The sequence below is a fragment of the Rhizobium sp. 11_C7_N12_5 genome (assembly GCF_051811145.1).
Taxonomy (GTDB): Bacteria; Pseudomonadota; Alphaproteobacteria; order Rhizobiales; family Rhizobiaceae; genus Rhizobium; species Rhizobium lusitanum.
In genome coordinates this window covers 430,537-453,178 of record NZ_JBPWPY010000001.1, presented here as the reverse complement: position 1 = coordinate 453,178, position 22,642 = coordinate 430,537, and the positions used below count along the sequence as shown (strand labels likewise).

Here is a 22,642-nt window from a genome sequence, read left to right as displayed (position 1 = left end):
CTGCTGTCTGTGCCGCCCGAACAACATCGAAAATTCCGCGCAAATGGGCGCACTTGCCGCGCGGAAACGCGGCGGCAATGCAGATCGGATTTTTTTTGCGGGGTTCGTTACTTGGACGAGGACAGCTGCGCGATCGACAGCAGCGTGTCGGCGCTGATGCCGACGCCCGATGAAGAGCTCGTCAGAATCGACAGGGCCGGCGACGTGGACGACGCGGTATTGTTCTCCAGGTCATACATGGCAGAGAATCGCTGCAGCAGCTTATTGACCTTGTCCGGATCCTGAAGATCGGAAACGTTAACGAACTTGCTGAGCATATTGGCCTGGGTAGTGACATCCATGGAAGAGATCGAGCTCGGCAAGCTGTAGGTGGTGGTTATGACCTGGTAGAGCGCGGTGTCGCCCATGATGTCGTAAATCGAATTGATACTCGGCGCCTTGCGCTGGAAGTAGAGCGCCAGGCGCACACCGGCGTTGGTTTGTCCTTCCTGATCCTCGAGCGTCTGATGCAGGTAGAGATCGTTCGTCTGGGCGAGAGCGCCCCCGTTCTGTGCGGTGCCGAGCTTGCTGTCCGTCAGGTTCCCGCTCGTATCGAAATTGAACGCCTCGACGATGCTCTTGAACTTGGCACCATCAGCGGTGTTGATAAAGCTCTTGGAGTCGGACGGATCGGAGGCGAAAGCCTTCTTCAGCGTCGCCGTGTCGACGGTTTTCGGATCGATGCCGTTGGCGGTCAGGATGAAATTTGTGAGCTTGCTGTCGGCAAGCAGACCGGTGACGCTGGTGACATTGACGATGTTGGTCGCGAAATAGGTGCCGGCAGTCTTGGCGTCATTGGTCGCCTTGGTCAGCAGGGCGCCCGTCAATCCTGCCGTGGAGCGGCTGGAATATTCAGAAATATAGCTGTTCGTCTGCGTTTGCGACAGGGACTGGACCGGAGGCTTCAGATTGCCAGCGCTATCGAAATTGAAGGCCTTGGCAAGCGCCGTAAAGCGCGAATCCTTAAGCGAGCTGACATAGCTCTTGGAATCGTAGGGATCGCTTTCGAGGATCTTGGTCAGCTGGGTCTTCGTGACCTCGTTCGAACCGATGCCGTAGGCGCGCAGAGCCATCTGGTAGAGTTCGGGCATGCTGTCGTTGGACGTGCTGCTATCGGCGGTATTGCTCGTGAAGAAATCCTTGATGGTCTTCACGTTGGCGATGCGGTTCTTGTAGTTGTTGACCGCATCGGTCGTCAGGTTCGACTGCGAAGACCGATAGTTCGTCATATAGGCGGTCGAGGCAGCATCGATCGCGCTTTGGGACTGGGCCGTATCGCCAGAAGCAAGCGTGCCGTCCGATTGGAAATTGAACGCGGCGACGACATCCGTCAGGCCGAAGATGGAAGCGGTCGTCGGATCGGAAAAGGCATTTTTGAAGACGATGGCGGGTGTGCTCGCATCGACGCCGTAGGCCGTCTTGATAAAGTCGAAGAGGCGGGCGTCCGACGTCAACTGGTCGACTGACGTGATAGAGCCGATATGGTCCTTATAGTACAGAGCGTTGTCGGCCGCGCCGACACTGGTGGTGTACGAGGGCACGCCGGAGTTATAGGCGCTCATGACATCGGCCTGCTGGCCGAGGGTCTGCGGCCCCCCAGGGTAATTCGTCGTATAGGCCGTGGTCGTGGCGCTCATCTGAGCCGATGTCTGCGCCTGCGAGCCGGAGGCGACCGTCCCATTGCTTTGGAAATTGAATTCGGCCATGACGCTGGTCAGCCCGTTCGAGCTCGCAACGCCCGCATCCTTGGCCGAGGCATTGAACTGGTCGGCGGTGATATAGACCGGGATATCGAAGGCTGTTTTGACGTACTGGAACAGCCGCGGATTGGACGTCAGCTGATCGACCGACGTGACATTGCCGATATTGGCCTCGTAATAGGCATTGTCGCTGTCGGCCGTGGATGTCTTGACCGTGCCATCCGCGTTGAAATTGAACTCCGCTGCGAGAGCCTTGTCGGCGGCGCTGCCGTTCTGGTTGACGTAGCTGTTTGGATCGCTGGTATCGCTCGTCAGCATCTGCTTCAGGATCGAATTCGATGCGTAAGTCGGATCGATGCCGTAGGCCTGCAGGACGTAGTTCCTCAGGCGCGTGTTGCCGAGCAGGTCATCGACAGACTTAACCGAACTGATGTTCTGGCTGTAGTAACTCGTTTCCGTCGCGGCAGCCGTCGCCTCATTCGTATATGATTGCTGATAAAGCCCGATCAGATCGTCTTCCTGCTTGCTGGATTGCGCCGCGTTCGTGCTGCCCGTACCGAAATTGAACGCCGCGGCAAATTCCTTGTAGCGCGGATCGGTCAATTTATTGGCGAAACTGGTGGAATCGCTGAGGTCGCTGGTCAGCACCTGTTTCATAAAGGCCTTGGCGTATGTCATGTCGGAGAGCCCGTAGGCCTCCATTGCATAACTGTACAGCTGATAGTTATTCACGAAGTCATCGACGTTCTTTACTTTGCCGATATTGGCATTGTAATAGTCGATCAGGCGCTTATTCTGAGACTGTGATGCCACCTGATTGAGCGACGTTGACATATCTCTGGTTGCAATCGTATAACCAAGATAAGTGGAAATCATCAGCAAAATCCCAATAGATCTCTAATATAAGCTCGTACAAGCCCGCGAATCTGGAAGCATTTTCCCACACAAACCTTACCTGAGACTTACAACACCTCATCCTTTGCGTGTACCGCGATGGAGCAGCCGCCGTGCCTTGCATTCACTTTATGGAAACCCTGATGCATTCGATTTCGCTAACCATTTGAGGACGCAAAGTTTTCTTAACCGCAATTTTTAAGCTGTCTGGAAGGGACCGCGCCTAATCTGCCCAGCAACGAGAGGACAAAAGTTCTCCGAGAGAAGACCGGAAAACCGGCTCTCAGGTAAAGCAAGGGTAGAAAATCGATGACAAATACCGTCCTGAAGCCCGACTGGGCTGGAACCACACTGCGGCTTGATCCGACGCGCTTTCCGCAACAGGTCAGCTATGCCATGCGGGGTGCCGAGGGTGACGTTACCATCACGATCGATGAGCGCGGCGCCGTGCTGCGCAAGATCCTGCCGTCCAGCGGCCTGCCGCTGTCCGTCGCCCTGCCAAAACGCGCTTTCATGGGTGTCGCCGCTCGCGCCATCGACCATGGTGACGGCGAAGTCACCGTTACGCTTGAACTGCATCACTCCGATCCGGACCTCTGCATCCCCCTCCTTGTTGCCCACGATCTCAGCGACATCGCTGCCGATTGGCGCTCCTGGTCGGAAGCCTTCCGTATCCCGATGCTGATGATTGAGGCCGATGGCGTTGCCCGTCCGTTGGAAGAGCATCTGGGCAGTGTCCGCGCGCTGGACAGCCAACCGCGTCGACGTCATTCCTATTTCGCCGATCGCCGCCCGCGCTTCCTCGTGCGCCGCTCGACCGGCAAGCTCGGCATCAAGATGAAGATCGAAGGCCGCGAGATCATTGCGCGGCACTGAGCTGTCAGGATTAAGTTCCGACATTACCAAAGATCGGCCGTGGGATGTGCAATCCTGCGGCTGACAGATTTTATGGCCTCAGCAAACGCTCATCGCCAGCCATGCTCGATGGTTACATGCTCACGGAACAAGAAGCAGGAACGACAGGAAGAGCCCGGCAAAGACAATCAGGCCAACCCGGTTGTTGGATAGGAACAGGGCTCGGCACTGCTCGCCATCTTTGATGTCAAGCACGGCGATCTGATAGGCGAACATACCGCCCGCGACGATCAGGCCGACATAGGAAAGCCAGCCGGCTCCGGCCAGGGCGAAGGCAACCAGCATCAGAAGCACTGTCGCGCCGTAGAGGCCGATCAGCCAGAGGCGCGTCTGGTCGCCGAAGAGCCGCGCGGTCGAGCGGACGCCGATCAGCTCGTCGTCTTCCTTGTCCTGATGCGCATAAATCGTGTCGTAGCCGATCGTCCAGAGGATGGCGGCGGCGTAAAGCACGATCGGAGCAAGCGACAGGCTGCCGAAAAGGCCGGCCCAGCCCATCAAAGCACCCCAGGAAAAGGCAAGACCCAGGAAGAACTGCGGCCAGTCGGTGAAGCGCTTTGCGAAAGGATAGAGCGCGACGATCGCAAGCGACAGCACGCCGAGAAGGACGGCAAACCAATTGAACTGCAAAAGCACCAGAAGGCCGGCCAGAGCCTGGAGCGCGATGAAGACCTTGGTCTGAAAGCGTGTTACGCGGCCAGACGGCAGTGGGCGCGAGCGCGTGCGCGCGACCTTCATGTCGATCCCGTGATCGACCAGATCATTATAGGCGCAGCCGGCGCCGCGCATGGCGACCGCACCGACGAAATACAGGATGAGGTGATAGATCACCACAAAACCCGGCGAACCATGCCCCATGGAAATGGAGGCATTGGCGGCAAGTGCCACCGACCAGAAGCACGGCCACATCAGAAGCTGCCAGCCGATCGGCCTGTCCCAGCGCGCAAGCTGCGCATAGGGCCAAAGCACCGGCGGCAGAACGCGGTAAACCCAGTTTCCGGATGGCGCGTCAGCGACGCGCCCGTTGATGTCGCCTGTCTTTTGCATAGGCGATTAGTAGTGATATCCGACGCTGAAGGTCAAGCGGCGGAGCCTAAACCCCGCTCATTTCTCAGTTCATCGTGAAGTTGAACTTGTAGCTGGCGGAGACGCCGATCAGCAGCTGATTGCGGTCGCCACGCTCGCGCACGAGGCTGCTGTCACCGGCCGGGCCGGTAAGACGCGTATATTCCAGGAAAGTGCTGGTGGTCCAATTCTCGGACGGCTTCCATGTCAATGCGCCACCGGCACCGACGGATTTCACGCCACCGCCCGGGTTGTAACGGCTGAGGCCGGAGGCGGCCGCCTCCCGCGCGTTGACGCCGTAATAGGTGTTGAAATAATCGTTGGAGGCGAGCGTCATGCGCGGGCCGCCGGACAAGCGCAGTTCCGGAGTGATGTCGGTGAAGGCGTCGACGGCGGCATCGGCAACGAGGCCGCTATGGGCGCGAATGCCCTGGCGGACTTCGACGCGGGCGCGCAGCCAGTCGGTCGGATAGGCCTCGGCAAAACCGCCGGCCTCAACGCCCCACTTGACCTTCTTCAGGCCCCTCAGCTCACGACCGTCGCTGCTGTCCCGGCTCGGCACGAACTTGCCGACGATACCGACTCGGAAGGCGTCACTCTCGATCAGAGCAAAGGACGGATTGTCGTTGCGCGAGGAGAAACGCGGACCCGGACCCTGCTTGCCGACGGAGATCAACGGCGACCACTGCAGCTTGTTGTGCTTGCTGCCTTCGAATTTCGGCGCCGAGAAACCGGCCGCACCGACGCTTAGGTACCAGTTACCCGACCAGAAATGCTGGCCGTCTCCCGCCGAAGCCGCACCGGCTGAGGCAGCGAACAAGCCGAACGTGAAAAGCAGACGCGATTTCGTAAACACAATGCAACTCCATAATACGCAATACAAAGGGCCATACACGCGGCCCTAGAGTTGCCTCAAACTATTCGGATCGCGTTACCGCTCTCTTAACCACGCGCGGTCGAATTCGGGACCGACGGCAAAATTCTCGATGAGACTTGCGCTGGTCTCCGGCTTGCGCCGATCTGTCGCAGCGATTTAATTTCGGCATGCGCTACTCAATCCAAGGTAATGGCGCGACGCCAGAATTTGAGCAGTGACCTGCTCATATGAAGGTTGAACAAGAGGCAAAATGAAAACCAAATCTTGGATTTATCTCGGTGCGTTTCTCAGCATCGGCTTGATGCTTTCCGGCTGTGTCAGCGCACCGATCGGGGGCGCCAAGCAAGATCAATATTCGCACAGAGTCATTTCGGGCAAGAAGACCGCGCTCGGAATGGCTTCGTCGGTGAAGCGGGACTGCACCTTCAACTCCTACCCCTATACGGCGGTGGTCAAGCAGCCCAGCCATGGCAAAGTCACATTCGAACATGGCACGGTTCACGTCAAATACGACAAGGATAGCGATGCCTATATCTGCAGCGGCAAGCCCATTGAAGGTACTACGATATACTACACGTCCGATCCCGGTTTCGTCGGCACCGATCAATTCACCCTGCGGGTGACCGTATTGTACGGAAGTAAAGTCAGCGACGAGAATCTGACCGTCAAAGTGGTCAAATAGCACCCATATCCTCGCTACCTGCCGGGACTGAACGCTAAAGCGCCGGACTTTGGAAATCCAAAATCCGGCGCAACCATTCAAAACAACGGCGAAGGTTTAGAACACTATCTTCTCCAGCGGCGCCCGTGTCGCCTCGAACTCCCTCAGCTTCGCCTCGCGCTCGCCAATATAGTTGCGGTTGTCGGGAACGGCGAACTGGTTCTTGGCAATCTGGATCTGCATGATGAAGAGCTCATCCCAGCGGAAGCCCATTTCCGAGCCGGCCAGATAGAATTCCCACATGCGGAAGAAATTCTCGTCGTAGAGCGCCACGGCTTCCGCCTTTCGCGCGACGAAGCGCTGGCGCCAGTGCCGCAGCGTATGCGCATAGTGCATCGGCAGGATTTCGACATCCTTGACCAGAAGCCCGGCCTTTTCCAGCGGCGGCAAAGTCTCGCCGACCGAAGGAATATAACCACCCGGGAAGATATACTTTTCGATAAAGGCATTGGTGGCAAAGCTCGGCTTCGGACGCGCAATGGAATGCAGCACCATCACACCGTTGTCGTCGAGCAGTTCCGAAACCTTCTTGAAGAACCTGCGATAGGCGCCGATGCCGACATGTTCGAACATGCCGACAGAGACGATGCGGTCGAACTTCCGGCCCGCCATGTAACGGTAGTCCTGCAGCTCGAAACGGACGCGGTCGGACAATCCGCGCTTGGCTGCGCGTTCACGAGAGACCTTGAGCTGCTCTTCGCTGAGCGTGATGCCGGTAAAATCGAGGCCGGGATTGGCTTCGGCGAGATACATGCCCATGCCGCCCCAGCCGGAGCCGATCTCCAAAACGCGCTGGCCGGGCTCAACCAGCAGCTTGGCGGCGATATGGCGCTTCTTGGCCACCTGCGCTTCGTCCAGGCTGATGCCAGGCGGCACGAAATAAGCGCAGGAATACTGCCAATCATCATCGAGGAAGAGATCGAACAGCTTGGCCGAAAGATCGTAGTGATGCGCAACATTGTATTTGTTGCGATTGATCGGCGACCGGCTCTTGAGCTGCTGCCAGACGATGCGCCCCATCAGGAGGGCCGCCATGCGCAGATCGAAGATTTCGTTGGTGGTGTTCTGCTTCACCAGAGAGAGGAATTCATAGATATCCCCCTGCTCGAGAATGAAGCGCCCTTCCATATACATTTCGCCGAGCTTCAAGGTCGGATCGCGCGCGATCGCGTCCTCCGCCTGCTGGTCGGCGAGGCGGATGGCGACCATTTCGCCGGACCCATCGCCGATCATGTGCGTCTCGCCGGACGCGAGCGTAAGTTTCAGCGAGCCTTTACGGACAAGTTTCGTAACAAGAGAGAAGAGTGCCGACGCCATGGACGCCTCGAATGTTATGACATGACATTAGGGCTGACTCTAGCGCTTCAGAACATTGTGGCAAGCGCACCTTTTCGCACTCTGTAGCACTCCGGCAACAACACTGCCAGAGTGTGACATTCTTGCAATGTCTCTCGCTAAGTCCTTATTTTCGCTTGAGTGCATCGGCCAGAGCGGCACCGAAACTGCCCTGCTGCTCCGCCTTCGGACGACTATCGCCCCTACCGCCAGCGTTGCGTGCCCCACCTTGCTCTCGCGAATCACGTGCCGGCGGCGGCGCCACAGTGCCGCCATCTTTGCGCATCGAGAGAGCGATTCGCTTCCGCTTCACGTCGATTTCCACGACCGTGACCTTCACGACGTCGCCAGCCTTGACCACCTCATGCGGGTCCTTCACGAAGCGATCGGCAAGCTGCGAGACATGCACCAATCCGTCCTGATGGACGCCTATATCGACGAAGGCACCGAAGGCGGCAACATTGGTCACCGTACCTTCGAGAAGCATTCCTGGCTTCAGGTCGCCGATCTCGTTGATGCCCTCGGCAAAGGTCGCGGTCTTGAAGCTCGGGCGCGGATCGCGGCCAGGTTTTTCAAGCTCGGAAATGATGTCGCGCACGGTCGGCAGACCGAATTTCTCGTTGATGAACTGCCTGGGATCGAGGGCCTTCAGCTTTGCCGTATCTCCCATCAGGCTGCGCAGGTCGCGTCCGCAGGCGGCAACGATCTTCTTGGCGATGCCATAGGCTTCCGGATGCACCGACGAGGAATCGAGCGGCTCCTTGCCGTTGGGAATGCGCAGGAAGCCGGCGCATTGCTCGAAGGTGCGCTGGCCGAGGCGGGCAACCTTCAACAGATCGCGGCGGGTCTCGAAGGCCCCCTCGCCGTCTCGATGCTTGACGATCGCATCGGCGATCGACGGGCCGAGGCCCGAGACACGGGCCAGCAGCGGAGCGGAAGCCGTGTTCAGATCGACACCTACGGCATTCACCGCGTCCTCGACGACCGCGTCCAGCGAACGCGACAGCTTCAGCTGATCGACATCGTGCTGGTATTGGCCGACGCCGATCGACTTCGGCTCGATCTTGACGAGTTCGGCCAGCGGGTCCTGCAAGCGGCGGGCGATGGAGACGGCTCCGCGGAGCGAGACGTCGAGGCCGGGAAATTCAAGTGCCGCAGTCTCCGAGGCGGAATAGACGGAGGCGCCGGCCTCCGAGACGATGACCTTGGTCGGCTTCGGCGCCGGCAGATCGGCGAGCATGTCGGCCACAAGCTTCTCCGTCTCACGGCTGCCGGTGCCGTTGCCGATGGAAATCAGCTCGACCTTGTGCTTGCGGACCAGTGCCGCCAAGGTCGCCTGCGTACCGCGCACATCATTCTTCGGCGGGAAGGGATAGACGGTCGTCGTCTCCAGCAACTTGCCCGTGCCGTCGACCACCGCCACCTTGACGCCGGTGCGGATGCCCGGATCGAGACCCATCGTGGCGCGTGAACCGGCGGGGGCTGCGAGCAGCAGATCCTTCAGATTACGGGCGAAGACATGAATCGCCTCCTCCTCGGCGCGCTCGCGCAGCTCACGCATCAGGTCGAGCGACAGCGACATGGAAAGCTTCACGCGCCATGTCCAGCTCGCGACCTCCATCAGCCAGCGGTCGCCGGGCCGGCTCGGGCCGATCTCATAGGCCGTGGCGATCATCCGTTCGACCGGCTTGTTCGGCGAGATGGCGTCAACATCGACATCAATGGTCAGCGTCAGAACCTCTTCGTTCCATCCCCGCAGCATGGCAAGCGCGCGATGGCCCGGCGCGGTTGCCCAGCGCTCCTGATGTGAGAAATAATCGGAGAACTTGGCGCCCGCCTCCTGCTTACCATCCACGACCGTTGCCTTCAGGATGGCGGTCGTCTTCATATGCCCGCGCAGCTTGCCGAGCAGGTCGGCATTTTCCGTAATGCCTTCGGCGATGATGTCGCGCGCGCCCTCGAGCGCCGCCTTCACGTCGGGCACATCGGCTGTAATGAAGCCTTCGGCGAGAACCGCAGGCTCCTTTGTCCGGTCTGCAAGTATGGTGTCGGCAAGCGGAGCGAGGCCGCGTTCCCTGGCGATCTCGGCGCGGGTACGGCGCTTCGGCTTATAGGGCAGATAAAGGTCTTCCAGCTCGGCCTTGGTGGCAACCTTGGCGATCTTGCCCATCAGCTCATCGGTCATCTTGCCCTGGCCGGTAATGGACTCGACGATCGCGGCACGGCGGGCTTCCAGCTCGCGCAGATAGACGAGCCGTTCCGCCAGCGTCCGCAGTTGCCCATCGTCGAGACCGCCGGTCACTTCCTTGCGGTAACGGGCAATGAACGGCACGGTCGCACCTTCGTCGAGGAGCTCGATGGCGGCCTTGGCCTGATCCGGGCGGGAATTGATCTCGGCGGCGATGGTTGCGGCAAGGGAACGGATATCAGCGGCCATGTGACTCTCTGGACTGGACAATCGTGAGGGGACCATAAGCACGATCCCGCGAACATAAGAAACTGTTTTCGACGCAGATCACCCCGATCCGGCGGGGGAAAGGCGACCTGACATCCAAAACCGCACCCCGCTTTAGCGACATAAAAAGGCATGGCAATGTTGACCGCCATGCCTCCACAGGATTTGATGCTTGACCTTTGGCCCAACCCCCCTTAACCGCGCAAAAGGATGCAACGAAAGGGCAAGCCATGAGAGTTCTGTTGATCGGATCGGGCGGACGCGAGCACGCACTGGCCTGGAAGCTGGCGCAATCGCCGCTCATGACGGAATTCTATGCCGCCCCAGGCAATCCCGGCATTGCCGAACATGCGACGCTGGCGGCGCTCGATATCGACGATCATGACGCCGTCGTCGCCTTCTGCAAGGAAAGAGCCATCGATTTCGTCGTGGTCGGCCCGGAGGCGCCGCTGGTTGCCGGTATTGCCGACAAACTCCGCGCTGAAGGCATCGCCGTGTTCGGCCCCTCCGCCGCCGCGGCGCAATTGGAAGGCTCCAAGGGCTTCACCAAGGATATCTGCGCCCGCTACGATATCCCCACCGGCGCCTATCAGCGCTTCAACAACGCGCCAAAGGCCAAGGCCTATGTCCGCGCGCAGGGGGCTCCGATCGTCGTCAAGGCCGACGGGCTTGCCGCCGGCAAGGGCGTGACGGTCGCCATGACGATCGACGAAGCCCTTGCAGCCATCGACGACTGCTTCGAGGGCGCATTCGGCGAGGCCGGGGCGGAGGTGGTGATCGAGGCCTATCTGGACGGCGAGGAAGCAAGCTTCTTCTGCCTCTGCGACGGCAAGCATGCGCTGGCGCTGGCCACCGCCCAGGACCACAAGCGCGTCGGCGACGGCGATACCGGCCCGAACACCGGCGGCATGGGCGCCTATTCCCCGGCCCCGGTCATGACGCCTGACATGGTCGATCGCACAATGAAGGACATCATCGAGCCGACGATGCGCGGCATGGCGGAGAGCGGTCATCCCTTCTCCGGCGTCTTCTTTGCCGGGTTGATGATCACCGCGAAGGGGCCGGAACTGATCGAATACAATGTCCGCTTCGGCGATCCGGAATGCCAGGTGCTGATGATGCGACTGAAGAGCGATCTTCTGCCGCTGCTTCTCGCCTGCGCCAACGGCACCCTGGATCAGGTCAACGCCGAATGGAGCGATGACGCCGCGCTGACCGTGGTCATGGCTTCGAAAGGCTATCCCGGCTCCTACGCCAAGAACACGCCGATATCAGCGCTGCCGGCAGACGCCGATGAGGCGAAAGTGTTTCATGCCGGCACAGCCCTCAAAGATGGCGCCCTGATCGCGACCGGCGGCCGTGTGCTCGCCATTACCGCGACCGGCAAGACCGTGAGCGAAGCGCAGAAGCGCGCCTATGCCCTTGCCGGCCAGGTGCGCTGGGAAAACGGCTTCTACCGAAGCGACATCGGTTGGCGCGCGGTCGAGCGCGAGGCGTAAACGGCGCATCCTCTCTCAATGTGCGGTCCACTAAATTTTTACCTAATCTCCTGACGGTATGGAAACAAAGGCTCGCTAATGTCTTCGTCAACATAGACGGAGTTGTTTGTTATGCGTTCCTTCTTCCTGACCTTGGCATGCGTACTGGCCGGCAGCTCCGCCATGGCCTCGTCTATCCAGCCTATCGACGGCAAGTTGCTCGACCGCAACAGCAGCATTGTCGACAAGACGTGCGTCCAGTGCCCTCCCCTCAAGCCGCCGGCGGTCGAAAAGGAATATGTCGTGCCGACGTTGACGCCCGGTACGCAATCCATCGCCATCCGCAGCATCGACGGCGAGAAGAAGGTGGTGCGCACTGAGGCTTGGATGGGCGGCTCTCCTGTCGTGTTCGTCACCAAGCCGACTCCCGAGGCCCTGGCTGCGGCCGGCGAATCCATCGACGGCATCGATACGGCGGCAAAGACCGCCGCCGTGCCAAAAATCGCCCAGACTCCCGAGCTTGCGCCGCTCGATCTCTCCGGCTTCCAGCTTCGTCAATAGCTGCGAATTTTCATGTCCTGCCTCGCCCGCCCACCTTTCGGGTCGGCGGGCCGAGCCGCGATGGCAGGACAATACGCTCAGGCTAAGTCCTGGAGCGCATTTGCTACTTCTAAAATAAATCCCGAGAAATTCTGATCTTCACTCGAGTTATTCTCGAGTCTGAATAAATATTACTTATCTCGCACGCCATATCCCAGGTTTCAACTCCCGGCAAATACAACCAGACTGCTCAAGTTAAAGGTTTTTTAGACATAAAATGAGATTTTACTGTCCACCGGACAGCAGCATGTCATTTCGAGCGGCGGCAAGCGTATTGGGAATCTCTCAGGCGATCGCACAGGCGGTAGGATACCGCACCGGTATTTAATTACCTGTGGGAGACGTTATGAAAAATCTCAAGATCGCACATCAATTATTTGCCCTGCTCGGCGTCCTCATGGCCGCCTTTGCCGTAGCCACCTATTTTCAAATCCGGTCGCAGGCCGATTCCATCTATGATGATCGTTTCGATATGCTGCGCACGCAGGTCGAATCCGGCATCTCGGTTCTGAACCAATATTACCAGCGCGAGAAATCCGGCGAGATGACGCATGACGCTGCCCAGGCCGAGGCGTTCAAGGTGCTGTCGCATGTCAGCTTCGCGCCGGCCGGCTATTTCTTCGGCTTCGATTACAATGTGATCCAGCGGATTCATCCGAGCCCGGTCAACATCGGCAAGGACATGTCCTCGCAGGTCGACAAGAACGGCACGCATTTCAGCAAGGAAATGGTGGAGAAGGGCATCAAGGGCGGCGGCCGCACCATCTATTACTGGAACAAGCCCGGCCACCCCGACGGCGACTTCTTCCTGAAGGGCAGCTATTCGGCAGCATTCGCTCCGTGGCAGATCGTGCTCGGATGCGGTGTTTACATGGATGACCTGCAGGAGCAGATCAATGCCACCATGTGGCGTGCGCTCATGATCTGCGGCATCGTCTCCCTGGTCGGCATCGGGGCTGCCTTCTATTTCATCCGCGGCATCACGAAGCCGCTCACCGATGTCCATGCTGCCCTCAAGGCTGTCGCCGACGAGGACGTGAAGACCGCCATCCCGCATATCGAAATGCGCAACGAAATCGGCCTGATGGCGAAGGCGACCAGGGCTTTGCAGGAAAAGATTCGCGAACGTCATGCACTCGCCGACCGCCAGGCGGCGCAGGAGCTGGAAATCAGCAACGAGCGCGAACAGAACCTGCAGCAGCAGCAGGATGAAGCGCGCGAGCAGGCACGCGTCGTCTCCGTCATCGGCAAGGCGCTCGAGGATCTCGCCCGCGGCGATCTGACGGTGCGTTGCGGCGATCTCGGTGCCAGCTATGCCGGCCTTCGCAACAACTTCAACGAGGCGCTCTCGCACCTCGAGGCTGCGATGGGCCGTGTCAACGCCAAAGGCAATGATATCGGCCTCAGCAAGGAAGAGATTCGTCGCGCCTCCAACGAATTGTCGCAGCGCACCGAACGCCAGGCCGCCAGCCTGGAAGAGACCTCGGCGGCACTGGACGAACTCACCGTCGCCGTCCGCCAGACCGCGGAAGGCGCGCATGAGGCCAGCAAACGCGTTCACGCCGTCAGCACCGAGGCATCGCGCAGCGACGCCGTGGTTGCCCAGGCAATCGAAGCGATGAGCGGGATTGAGAAGTCCTCGTCGGAGATCAGCAAGATCATCGGCGTCATCGACGAGATCGCCTTCCAGACCAATCTGCTTGCCCTGAACGCCGGTGTCGAAGCCGCCCGCGCCGGCGAATCCGGCAAGGGCTTTGCCGTCGTCGCCCAGGAAGTGCGTGAACTGGCCCAGCGTTCCGCGGCGGCCGCCAAGGAGATCAAGGACCAGATCGCCCGTTCCTCCGGGCAGGTCGACCAGGGCGTCCGCCTTGTCGGCGAAGCAGGCGAAGCGCTGAAGCGTATCTCCGACCAGATCAAGGCGGCCAACGAGATCGTCTCGAAGATCGCCCACAGCGCCTCCGAGCAGGATACCACGCTGCGCTCGATCTCGTCCTCGATGAACCAGCTCGATGCCGCCACCCAGCAGAACGCCGCGATGGCAGAAGAGACGACGGCATCGGCCGAGACGCTCGCCGGCGATACGGAAGACCTGCTCGCCCTCATCCGTGGCTTCCGTGTCAACGATGGCCATCCGGCTGAGGATCATCGTCGTCGCGCGGCCTGAGCCGGAAAAGTCAGAAAAGAGAAACCGCCGGGCTTGCGTCCGGCGGTTTTCGTTTAAGCTGCGATCGGCTGCTTCAGTCTGCTGCCAACCGCACGACCAGCCTGTCTATCTCACGATCGGAATAAACCTCGATGCCGGCGTGCTGCAACAGCGCAGCCGTAACGCCATGGCCCGGATGCCGCCCCCCGGAAAAGGAGCCGTCATAGATAAAGCCCGAGCCACATGAGGGGCTGCCGTCGATCAATAAAGCGTACCGACAGCCGGTTTCTCGCGCGAGCGCCAGCGCGTTCTCCGCGGCCTGCCGAAACCCCTCGGTTACGTCGCCGCCACTGATCTCCATCACGCGTGCGGTGCCGGCGAGCACATCCTCGCCTGCGGCGCTGTTTTCGATTTCGGCTGGCGGCCTGGGCACAGCCATACCGGCGGACATTTCCGGGCAGATCGTCACCAGCCGCCCCTCCTCGCGCCAGCGATCGATCGCCGGATGGATGAGCGGCTTGGAACGGCCGTCATAGCGGACGGCATGGCCCATGAGGCAGGCGCTGACGAGGATTTTTCCGGTCATCGCCCCTCCGGCTTTATCCCGCAATCTTGGAGAAATCAGCGACCGTGCCGGTTGCCGCGCGGATCAGGCGCAGGAGCGCCAGGCGGTTGGCACGGATAGCGGCATCCTCATCGTTGACGAACACGTCCTTGGCGAAGCGGTCGACCGGCGCGCGCAGCTTGGAAAGCGCTGCCATGGCCGAGCGGAAATCCTCTTTGGCGATCGCATCGGAGGCCTCGGCGGAGGCTGCTTTAACGGCCGCAAAGAGATCCTTTTCGGCATCGAGCTTCAGCAGGGCTTCCGAAACGCTGTCGGCGACAACCGTGCCCTTCTTCTCTTCGGCGGCCAGAAGCTGGGTGGCGCGTTTGGTGCCGGCGAGCAGGTTCTTGCCATCCTCGGAGGTAATGAAGGCCGTCAACGCCTCGACGCGACGGGCGATCATCAGGAGATCATCCGTCTCCGGCGTCAGCACGGCGTCGATCAAGTCGTAACGGGCGCCGAGATCGCGCAGATAGACCTTGAGGCGATCATGGAAGAAGGCCAGCAGATCAGCATCGTCGGTCGTTGCCAGCAGTGGCAGACGCACGCCTCGCTCCAGCAGGATCCGGACGACGCCGAGAGCGGCGCGGCGCAGCGCGTAGGGATCTTTCGAACCCGTCGGCTTTTCGTCAATCGCCCAGAAGCCGACGAGCGTATCCAGCTTGTCGGCAAGCGCGACCGTGATCGCCACCTTGTCCTCGGGGACGCGGTCAGAGGGGCCTTGCGGCTTATAGTGATCCTCGATGGCGGCGGCGACCGAGGCGTCCTCGCCCTGCAGCACCGCATATTTGCGGCCCATGAGGCCCTGAAGCTCGGGGAATTCGCCGACGGCTTCCGTGCGGAGATCAGCCTTGGCCAGGACCACGGCGCGATCGACCAAAGCCGGATCGGCGCCGGTGATCTTGGCGAGTTCAGCTGCAAGCATGCGGATGCGGGCGACACGCTCGCCCTGGCTGCCCAGCTTGGCATGGAAGGTGACATCAAGCGCATCGAGCTTGGCCATGCGCTGATCGAGCGGCTTCGTCAGGTCGAGGCCGAACTTGGCGGCTGAAGCTTCCAGCGTTTCGAGATCCGGCAGGTCGCCCTGGTCGCGCTTCCAGAAATGCAGCGCGTCGGACAGGCGGGCACGCACGACCTTGCCGTTACCGTGGATGATTTCCTTGCCGCCATCCGTCGCCTGGATGTTGGAGACGAGAATGAAGCGGTTGGACAGCGTCTCGCCCGCCTGCGGGCGAGTAACGAAACACTTCTGGTTGGTCTTGATGGTGAGACGGATGATCTCAGACGGGATCGACAGATAGTCTTCCTCGAAGGAGCCCATCAGCACCTGGGGCCACTCGACCAGGCCGGACACTTCTTCCAGCAAGCCCTCGTCCTCGACCAGGTCCAGGCCGTTGGCAAAGGCGATGTCGCGGGCATCATGCAGGATGATATCCTTGCGGCGCTCGGCATCGAGGATGACGCTGGCCTTCTCCAGGCTCGCCACATAGTCGTCGAAGCGCTTGACGGTGATCGCATCAGGCGCATGGAAGCGATGGCCATAGGTCACGTTAGAGGCGATGATGCCGTCGATCTCGAAGGGGATGGCGGCGGTCTCTTCGTGTTCCGTGCCGAACATGCAGACGATCGACTGCAGCGGGCGCACCCAGCGCAGCGAGCCGGGCTTAGCCGAGGCCTTGCCCCAGCGCATGGATTTCGGCCATGGGAAATTTCTGACGATATCAGGCATAACGGCAGCGACGATTTCTTCCGCTGCACGACCGGGCCTGGAAATGATCGCAACGTAGAAATCACCCTTCTTCGGGTCGCTCTGCACCTGTGCTTCTGAAATGGAAGACAGGCCTGCTCCGCGCAAAAAGCCTTCGATCGCCTTTTCATTGGCATCGGTGCGCGGACCCTTGCGCTCCTCGCGCACATCGGCGGAGCGCGCCGTCAGGCCGCGAATGTCGAGCGTGAGGCGCCGCGGCGTCCAATATTCCCTCGCACCCTCATAGGAAAGACCCGCTTCGACCAGGGCATCGGTCACCAGCTTCTTCAGATCGCCCGCAGCCTTGCGCTGCATACGGGCGGGAATTTCCTCGGAGCGAAGTTCGAGCAGGAGATCGGGCATGTCAAGGTTCCTCACCCTCCCCTTGAGAGAGAGGGTCGGCACGGTGTGCCGGAGTGGGGTGAAAACGGTCGGCCTCTGCTAGCAAAATTTGCCGCTGCTGCACAATGGCAAATATCGTATCCAGAACAGCCTCGATCTCATCCATGACCTCGGCATTCCAGAAGCGAACGACATGGTAGCCCTCATTTTCGAGATAGGACGTTCGTTCGGCATCATAACGTCTTGCCGCTTCGTCTGCGTGCTGGCTGCCGTCGAGCTCGATAATCAAACCTATCTGATGACAGGCGAAATCAGCGAAATAACGCCCGATCGGAACCTGCCGCCGAAAATGCGTCCCTTCGATTGGAATGCGCCACAAATGCTTCCAAAGCTTGGCTTCCGCAGCCGTTGAACCACCGCGCAAGCGCCGGCTATTGACGATCTTGAAACGATCCAGCTTGGAGGGCTTTTGGGGCATCAAGGTTCCACGTCTCTTACAATCGAAAATCGCGGCGTACACCCTCCCCTTGAGGGGGAGGGTCGGCCGAAGGCCGGGGTGGGGTGATCGCGACAACCTCCGCAGCTAGACAACGGTCACCCCCACCCGCCGCTGCGCGGCGACCTCCCCCCTCAAGGGGGAGGTGGACAACTACCAGCCCCCACCGCCTCCACCGCCGCCGCCCCCGCCGGAGAAGCCGCCACCTCCACCGCCTCCGCCGCCCGAAAAGGCAGAGGACGAGCTGGATACCGGGGCTGGAATGGTCGAGGCGATGGTGGAGGCCATGGAGGAGGAAAAATCGCCGATGGTTCCGCCGATATTGCCGGGGTTGAAGTTGCCGGAATACCATACCGGCGCATAGGTCGCCGCCACAGATGCGCCGGCTGCGGTGGCGAGCCAGGTCTCGAAAGCACTGGACCAGGGCTTTTCGACGCCGAGAGCGACGGCATAGGGCAGCAGCTTCTCGAAATGCTGCGGCGACATTTGCGGCGCGCCCTGCATGTTCATCCGGTCACGTTCGGCCAGCGTCAGATATTGCCGAAGACCGTCGATGCCATCCATCATCTTACGCCCGAGCGGTGTCGGCGCCCCCATCAGGAAATAGAAGACGACGTTGAGGGCGAAGATGCCGACGATGCCGGCCGTCAGTGGCAGCAAGCCCGCTTCCCACAGCGGCATGACTGCAGCCGCAAAACCGCTGACCGCGATGGATACGAAGACGAAGCCGAAAAAGGCGAAGACCAGGACAGACAGAATTCGCTGACCGAGGCTGGTATTGTGGCGGCGGAACCTGCGGCCGATCATGCTCGCGAAGATCGTCACGAAAATCGACAGGAAACCGGGCACGATGATCAGCGGCAGGGCATTCTCATGCAGGCGACCGAAGATGATGATGGACGCCAGGATCAGGACCGACAGCACAACGCCGAAAATGGTGTAGAACGCATTGGCCTTATAGTATTCATCGCGATGGTCGCGCTCGATGGCGCTGCGAAACTGCGAGCCGAGCTTCTGCACCGCCTGGCCGTTTTCCTTGTCGATGACAAGCGGGGAAAACGGCCCGACAGCCTGCATCAGCACCTTTTCGCCGCCGCCCAGATTGCTGCCGGCCGCCTTGCCGGTCGGGCGGATGACCACTTTCTCCTTCAGATCGTCGAGGATGACATAGCCGCGCACCGCAAGATCGATCGCCGTCGCCGACAGTGCCGTCCATCCCGAGCGGGTGAAGCCCTTGTTGTCGATATAGTTGACCAGCGCCGGCGAAACACCGTCAGGCGGGTCCCAGCGTGGAACCATCACGCCCGGCGGCGGATCGCGCCCGACTCTGACCCAGCTGCGCATGTAATAGATAAACAGCACGAACAGACCGCCGATGGCGATACTGGTATCCAGATGATCTCGAAAAAACCAGCCCCATTGCTGGCTGGCGCTCGGCGGCGTGATCGTCCCTTTCGCAAGCTTGACGGCGATCGTCAAATCTTCGGCCATAGCGAGGGGTCGGGTCGTTGCAAAGGTGACGATATTGCCCTGTGCGCTCGCGCTTGCATTCTTCCCGTTGGCGCCGAGCGGCCCGGTGAAAAAGGCAAGCTGCTGGGGTTCCACACCGTCAGGCAATGTGACAGTCGCCTTGGCATTGATGATCGGGAACAGCCAGCCATTGCCTGTCACGTTCCAGTAAAGCTCTTCGTGATCGTCGAAATAACGGATCTGCCGGTCGGTATCATAGGTAATGCGGAACGTGTGCGGGCCTGGGTTCAGGAGTCGATCGGCGTTGCCGATATAGATGCGCTCACCGCCCCTGATGCGCTCGCTGCGCCAATCCTCCGGCTGCCCGTCGCGCTCGACGGAAACGACCTTGAAATCCACCTCGATCTCGCGGCCGTTGGCATCGGTCATTGTCAACGGAAAGTCCCGGAAGATGCCCCGTCGGATATCACGGCCTTCCGCATTCGCCGAGATCGTCTCGATAACCCGCATGGAACCATCGCGATGCAGGGCGATTGCCTGGTCGAAATTGGTGATGAGTTCTGCCGCCGTTACAGCCGTTGCGCAAAGCAGCAGGAGCAAAGCCAGGAGAAGCCCGGAAAGCCGCGTCATCACACCCCCAAGAGATACCGCGGCGCCCTCCTGGGCGCCGTCCAGCGTAAAACATAGTTTCCGCGCTCGGTTCCCTTTTGAAGCGAGGCGTCAGTCTTCGTAGGCGACACCCAGCGATGCCAGTACATCCCAATAGGCCGGGAAGGTCTTCGCAACGCAATCGGGATCGAGAATGGTGATGCCGCCGATCTTCAGGCCAGCGAGTGCAAAGCTCATGGCGATACGGTGATCGGCGAAGCTGTCGATCTCGGCCGGCAGAACCTTGCCGACAAGGCTCGGATCGGAAGCGACGATCAGATCGTCACCCTCCTCCGTACCGAGGTTCGGGACGATGCGCGACAGGCCGCTCGACAGCGCGCGGATACGATCGCACTCCTTGACGCGCAGGTTCTCGATGCCGACGAAGCGCACCGGCGTCTCGTTGAAGGCGGCGAGAACGGCAAGCGTCGGGATGGCATCCTGCATCTGCGAGCCGTCGATGACGGCCGGAAGATGCGGGAACTTCGAGATGAAATCATAGGCTCGCGCATCCGGCTGCGAGAATTCCGTCGCCGGCGTACCGAGATCGATCTTGCCGCCGCTCAGCACTTCGGCCGCCCAGAGATAGGTTGCGGCCGAGGCGTCCGGCTCGATCAGGAAATCAGCGGCCTGGTAGCCTGTGGCCTCGACGCGCCACGCAACCGGGCTCACGCGCTCGACCTTGGCGCCGAAAGCGCGCATGGCCGCAACCGTCAGGTCGATATAGCCGAGGGCGCCGATATGCTCGCCGAGCAGCTCGACATCAACAGGGCGATCGCCGCCGGCAGCCATCATCAGCAGCGCCGAGACATATTGGCTGGAAAGGCCGCCATCGATCTGCACGCGGCTTGCCGGGAAGCGGCCGGTGCCGTTGATAGTCACGGGCGGGCAGCCGGTTTCAGCCGAAGCATCGATGCCGAGCGAGCGCAGCGCGTCGACCAGCGGGCCGATCGGCCGCTTGCGCATGTGGGCGTCACCATCCACCACGACCTTGCCGTCAACCAGTGCTGCGGCGGCGGTCAGGAAGCGTGTTGCCGTGCCGGCATTGCCGAGGAAAAGCGGCTCGGACGGCGCCGTCAATTTGCCGCTGCCTGTCACGATGAAGGTCGTGGCATCCGGCTCATCGATCGTCACGCCCATGGCGCGCAGCGCTTCGGCCATATAGCGGGTATCGTCGCTCTTCAGCGCGCCGGTCAGCCGGCTCGTGCCTTTGGCAAGGCCGGCGAGCAGCAGCGCGCGGTTGGTGATCGACTTCGATCCCGGCGGCATGGCGCGGCCGGTCAGCGGCTTGCCAGGTGGGATAATCGTGAGTTTTGCTCTACCCATCATCATTCTCTTTGGTCAGTCAGGAAGGCGGCCGATGGCCGTCGGTCGGCTTCCTTTACCGCCTCGCATGAAAAACCGATAGCGGGAATCTCAGAACTTTACCGTGGGAACGGCGCGATCCGCTTCGTTTGATATCTCGAAATAGGCCTTCTTGACGAAGCCGAAGGGGCCGGCGATGAGATTGTTGGGAAAGGTCTCGACCTTGACGTTCAGATCGCGCGCGGCGCCGTTGTAATAGCGGCGTGACATCTGGATCTCGTTTTCCGTCGTCTCCAGCGACTGCTGCAACTCGACGAAGCCGGTATTGGCCTTCAGATCGGGATAGGCTTCGGAAACGACCATCAGACGTCCGAGCGCCTGGCTGAGGATGCCCTCGGCGACGGCGCGGCCGGCAACGTCACCAGCGGGCACAGCCTGGGCCGCATTGCGGGCCTGTGTGACTTCCACGAGCGTCTTGTTCTCATGGCCGGCATAGCCTTTGACCGTCTCGACCAGATTGGGGATGAGATCGGCGCGGCGCTTCAACTGCACGTCGATGCCGGACCATGCCTCTTCCGCGACCTGGCGCGCGCGAACGAGCCCGTTGTAGATGAAGACGACATAGAGCGCTGCCAGCACTATGATTGCTAGAAGAATATACATCTCGACTCCCCGGGGCGACTGCAACCGCAGGGACACTAGGCAGATTTGCCGGCAATGTCACCCGGCTTTCGCCGCGGAGCAAGCCCAAGATTGGGCCGCGGAGCAATGCCGCAGCCCGCAAAGTAGGCGAGCGCTGCTACTTCCAGCCGTTCAGGCCGCCCGCTGATGCCAATTGGCGCCGCCGGCATCCGTCAGCAGGAAGGCCTCGCCGCAGGCCTTGGCCAGCGTGCGCACGCGCAGGATGTAGCTCTGACGCTCGGTCACCGAGATGACGCCACGGGCATCGAGCAGGTTGAAGACGTGGCTCGCCTTGATGCACTGGTCATAGGCCGGGAAAACGCATTTGTGCAGGCGCTGGTTATCGCTGTCGCCGGGCGCGCCGGCGGCCAGCAGCGCCTGGCATTCCTTCTCGGCATCGATGAAATGGCGATGCAGCATTTCGGTATTGGCATATTCGAAATTATGCCGCGAATATTCCTGCTCGGCCTGCAGGAAGATATCGCCGTAGCTGATCTTGTCTTCGCCCTCGAGGCCGTTGAAATTCAGATCGTAGACGCTGTCGACGCCTTGGACATAGGTCGCAAGGCGCTCAAGGCCGTAGGTCAGTTCGCCGGCAACCGGCGCGCATTCGATGCCGCAGACCTGCTGGAAATAGGTGAACTGCGACACTTCCATGCCGTCGCACCAGCACTCCCAGCCGAGACCCCATGCGCCGAGCGTCGGGCTCTCCCAGTCGTCCTCGACGAAGCGGATGTCATGCAGAAGCGGATCGAGGCCGATCGCTTTCAGCGAGCCGAGATAGAGCTCCTGCAGGTTCGGCGGATTGGGCTTCAGGATGACCTGATACTGATAATAATGCTGCAGACGGTTCGGGTTCTCGCCATAGCGGCCATCGGACGGGCGGCGCGACGGCTGAACATAGGCTGCACGCCAGGGCTTCGGGCCGAGCGCGCGAAGCGTGGTCGCCGGATGGAACGTGCCGGCACCGACCTCCATGTCGTATGGCTGCAGAACCGCGCAACCCTTGTCGGCCCAATAATTGTGCAGCGTCAGAATCAGCGCCTGAAAGGAGCGCTTCGGGTTCATATGGTCGGGCACGTTGGCAGTCATGGGAATTGATTTCTTCCGCTAGCGAATGGTTTGGCGGA

General features: G+C 60.6%; 17 protein-coding genes. 5 read left to right on the top strand and 12 right to left on the bottom strand.

All coding sequences use genetic code 11. The features are described 5' to 3' along the window. Nucleotides 1-107 precede the first annotated feature (107 nt). Nucleotides 108-2,615 carry a DUF1217 domain-containing protein gene (locus AB8B29_RS02135; protein WP_113118792.1) on the bottom strand — a complete coding sequence of 836 codons (2,508 nt, stop codon included), beginning with the start codon at nucleotides 2,613-2,615 and terminating at the stop codon, nucleotides 108-110. A 327-nt stretch (nucleotides 2,616-2,942) separates the two neighbouring features. Here AB8B29_RS02135 and AB8B29_RS02130 point away from each other — a divergent pair, with 327 nt between their 5' ends. After that, nucleotides 2,943-3,509 carry a DUF6101 family protein gene (locus tag AB8B29_RS02130; protein WP_037198541.1) on the top strand — a complete coding sequence of 189 codons (567 nt, stop codon included), beginning with the start codon at nucleotides 2,943-2,945 and terminating at the stop codon, nucleotides 3,507-3,509. Between the two features lie 120 nt (nucleotides 3,510-3,629). Here the strand turns inward: AB8B29_RS02130 and ubiA are convergent, their stop codons facing one another. Next, nucleotides 3,630-4,592 carry a 4-hydroxybenzoate octaprenyltransferase gene (gene ubiA / locus AB8B29_RS02125; RefSeq protein WP_037198540.1) on the bottom strand — a complete coding sequence of 321 codons (963 nt, stop codon included), beginning with the start codon at nucleotides 4,590-4,592 and terminating at the stop codon, nucleotides 3,630-3,632. A 64-nt stretch (nucleotides 4,593-4,656) separates the two neighbouring features. Further along, nucleotides 4,657-5,448, bottom strand: a complete 792-nt coding sequence (locus AB8B29_RS02120) for a MipA/OmpV family protein (RefSeq protein ID WP_202032617.1) — start codon at nucleotides 5,446-5,448, stop codon at nucleotides 4,657-4,659. A gap of 289 nt (nucleotides 5,449-5,737) precedes the next feature. Between AB8B29_RS02120 and AB8B29_RS02115 the strand changes: the two genes are divergently transcribed. After that, nucleotides 5,738-6,169 carry a hypothetical protein gene (locus tag AB8B29_RS02115; protein WP_052212587.1) on the top strand — a complete coding sequence of 144 codons (432 nt, stop codon included), beginning with the start codon at nucleotides 5,738-5,740 and terminating at the stop codon, nucleotides 6,167-6,169. 96 nt (nucleotides 6,170-6,265) lie between these two features. On the opposite strand, the gene AB8B29_RS02110 is transcribed toward AB8B29_RS02115, so the two are convergent. After that, complete coding sequence (locus tag AB8B29_RS02110) at nucleotides 6,266-7,525, bottom strand: SAM-dependent methyltransferase (RefSeq protein WP_037198537.1); 1,260 nt, start codon at nucleotides 7,523-7,525, stop codon at nucleotides 6,266-6,268. A gap of 145 nt (nucleotides 7,526-7,670) precedes the next feature. After that, nucleotides 7,671-9,980 (bottom strand): Tex family protein, encoded by a 2,310-nt coding sequence (locus AB8B29_RS02105; protein ID WP_113118793.1) that lies wholly within the window; start codon nucleotides 9,978-9,980, stop codon nucleotides 7,671-7,673. 248 nt (nucleotides 9,981-10,228) lie between these two features. Here AB8B29_RS02105 and purD point away from each other — a divergent pair, with 248 nt between their 5' ends. The 3 genes from purD to AB8B29_RS02090 all read left to right on the top strand — a co-directional run bounded on the left by purD (nucleotide 10,229) and on the right by AB8B29_RS02090 (nucleotide 14,240). Beyond that, entirely contained in the window at nucleotides 10,229-11,497 is a 1,269-nt protein-coding gene (gene purD, locus AB8B29_RS02100) for a phosphoribosylamine--glycine ligase (RefSeq protein WP_047640406.1), read from the top strand. A gap of 111 nt (nucleotides 11,498-11,608) precedes the next feature. Beyond that, the gene (locus AB8B29_RS02095) at nucleotides 11,609-12,037 is read left to right on the top strand and encodes a plant virulence effector HPE1-like domain-containing protein (protein WP_037198533.1); all 429 of its coding nucleotides are present in this window, start codon (nucleotides 11,609-11,611) and stop codon (nucleotides 12,035-12,037) included. A 385-nt stretch (nucleotides 12,038-12,422) separates the two neighbouring features. Beyond that, nucleotides 12,423-14,240: a methyl-accepting chemotaxis protein gene (locus AB8B29_RS02090; protein ID WP_113118794.1), complete on the top strand. Its 1,818-nt coding sequence runs from the start codon at nucleotides 12,423-12,425 to the stop codon at nucleotides 14,238-14,240. 73 nt (nucleotides 14,241-14,313) lie between these two features. Here AB8B29_RS02090 and AB8B29_RS02085 read toward each other — a convergent pair whose 3' ends face one another. The 7 genes from AB8B29_RS02085 to AB8B29_RS02055 form a co-directional block, all read right to left on the bottom strand. Beyond that, nucleotides 14,314-14,805, bottom strand: coding sequence for a DUF523 domain-containing protein (locus tag AB8B29_RS02085; RefSeq protein WP_037198531.1), 492 nt, complete (start codon nucleotides 14,803-14,805; stop codon nucleotides 14,314-14,316). Between the two features lie 13 nt (nucleotides 14,806-14,818). Further along, nucleotides 14,819-16,933 carry a glycine--tRNA ligase subunit beta gene (gene glyS / locus AB8B29_RS02080; protein WP_113118795.1) on the bottom strand — a complete coding sequence of 705 codons (2,115 nt, stop codon included), beginning with the start codon at nucleotides 16,931-16,933 and terminating at the stop codon, nucleotides 14,819-14,821. Between the two features lies 1 nt (nucleotide 16,934). After that, a complete protein-coding gene (locus AB8B29_RS02075) occupies nucleotides 16,935-17,390 on the bottom strand; it encodes an endonuclease domain-containing protein (protein WP_439006106.1) in 456 nt (151 codons plus the stop codon). Between the two features lie 171 nt (nucleotides 17,391-17,561). Next, nucleotides 17,562-19,508 carry a DUF2207 domain-containing protein gene (locus AB8B29_RS02070; RefSeq protein ID WP_439006104.1) on the bottom strand — a complete coding sequence of 649 codons (1,947 nt, stop codon included), beginning with the start codon at nucleotides 19,506-19,508 and terminating at the stop codon, nucleotides 17,562-17,564. A 90-nt stretch (nucleotides 19,509-19,598) separates the two neighbouring features. After that, nucleotides 19,599-20,855 carry a 3-phosphoshikimate 1-carboxyvinyltransferase gene (locus AB8B29_RS02065; RefSeq protein ID WP_092573023.1) on the bottom strand — a complete coding sequence of 419 codons (1,257 nt, stop codon included), beginning with the start codon at nucleotides 20,853-20,855 and terminating at the stop codon, nucleotides 19,599-19,601. Nucleotides 20,856-20,942: 87 nt separating this feature from the next. Beyond that, nucleotides 20,943-21,494, bottom strand: coding sequence for a LemA family protein (locus AB8B29_RS02060; RefSeq protein WP_092572951.1), 552 nt, complete (start codon nucleotides 21,492-21,494; stop codon nucleotides 20,943-20,945). Between the two features lie 150 nt (nucleotides 21,495-21,644). Next, complete coding sequence (locus AB8B29_RS02055; RefSeq protein ID WP_037198523.1) at nucleotides 21,645-22,604, bottom strand: glycine--tRNA ligase subunit alpha; 960 nt, start codon at nucleotides 22,602-22,604, stop codon at nucleotides 21,645-21,647. Nucleotides 22,605-22,642: the final 38 nt, after the last annotated feature.

Bases quoted from the DNA above. Each gene is read 5' to 3' on its own strand.
- AB8B29_RS02105 (WP_113118793.1), bottom strand. From the start codon at position 9,980: ATGGCCGCTGATATCCGTTCCCTTGCCGCAACCATCGCCGCCGAGATC.
- AB8B29_RS02115 (WP_052212587.1), top strand. From the start codon at position 5,738: ATGAAAACCAAATCTTGGATTTATCTCGGTGCGTTTCTCAGCATCGGC.
- AB8B29_RS02075 (WP_439006106.1), bottom strand. From the start codon at position 17,390: ATGCCCCAAAAGCCCTCCAAGCTGGATCGTTTCAAGATCGTCAATAGC.
- AB8B29_RS02070 (WP_439006104.1), bottom strand. From the start codon at position 19,508: ATGACGCGGCTTTCCGGGCTTCTCCTGGCTTTGCTCCTGCTGCTTTGC.
- purD (WP_047640406.1), top strand. From the start codon at position 10,229: ATGAGAGTTCTGTTGATCGGATCGGGCGGACGCGAGCACGCACTGGCC.
- AB8B29_RS02095 (WP_037198533.1), top strand. From the start codon at position 11,609: ATGCGTTCCTTCTTCCTGACCTTGGCATGCGTACTGGCCGGCAGCTCC.
- AB8B29_RS02065 (WP_092573023.1), bottom strand. From the start codon at position 20,855: ATGATGGGTAGAGCAAAACTCACGATTATCCCACCTGGCAAGCCGCTG.
- AB8B29_RS02085 (WP_037198531.1), bottom strand. From the start codon at position 14,805: ATGACCGGAAAAATCCTCGTCAGCGCCTGCCTCATGGGCCATGCCGTC.
- AB8B29_RS02130 (WP_037198541.1), top strand. From the start codon at position 2,943: ATGACAAATACCGTCCTGAAGCCCGACTGGGCTGGAACCACACTGCGG.
- AB8B29_RS02090 (WP_113118794.1), top strand. From the start codon at position 12,423: ATGAAAAATCTCAAGATCGCACATCAATTATTTGCCCTGCTCGGCGTC.
- ubiA (WP_037198540.1), bottom strand. From the start codon at position 4,592: ATGCAAAAGACAGGCGACATCAACGGGCGCGTCGCTGACGCGCCATCC.
- AB8B29_RS02060 (WP_092572951.1), bottom strand. From the start codon at position 21,494: ATGTATATTCTTCTAGCAATCATAGTGCTGGCAGCGCTCTATGTCGTC.
- AB8B29_RS02055 (WP_037198523.1), bottom strand. From the start codon at position 22,604: ATGACTGCCAACGTGCCCGACCATATGAACCCGAAGCGCTCCTTTCAG.
- glyS (WP_113118795.1), bottom strand. From the start codon at position 16,933: ATGCCCGATCTCCTGCTCGAACTTCGCTCCGAGGAAATTCCCGCCCGT.
- AB8B29_RS02135 (WP_113118792.1), bottom strand. From the start codon at position 2,615: ATGATTTCCACTTATCTTGGTTATACGATTGCAACCAGAGATATGTCA.
- AB8B29_RS02110 (WP_037198537.1), bottom strand. From the start codon at position 7,525: ATGGCGTCGGCACTCTTCTCTCTTGTTACGAAACTTGTCCGTAAAGGC.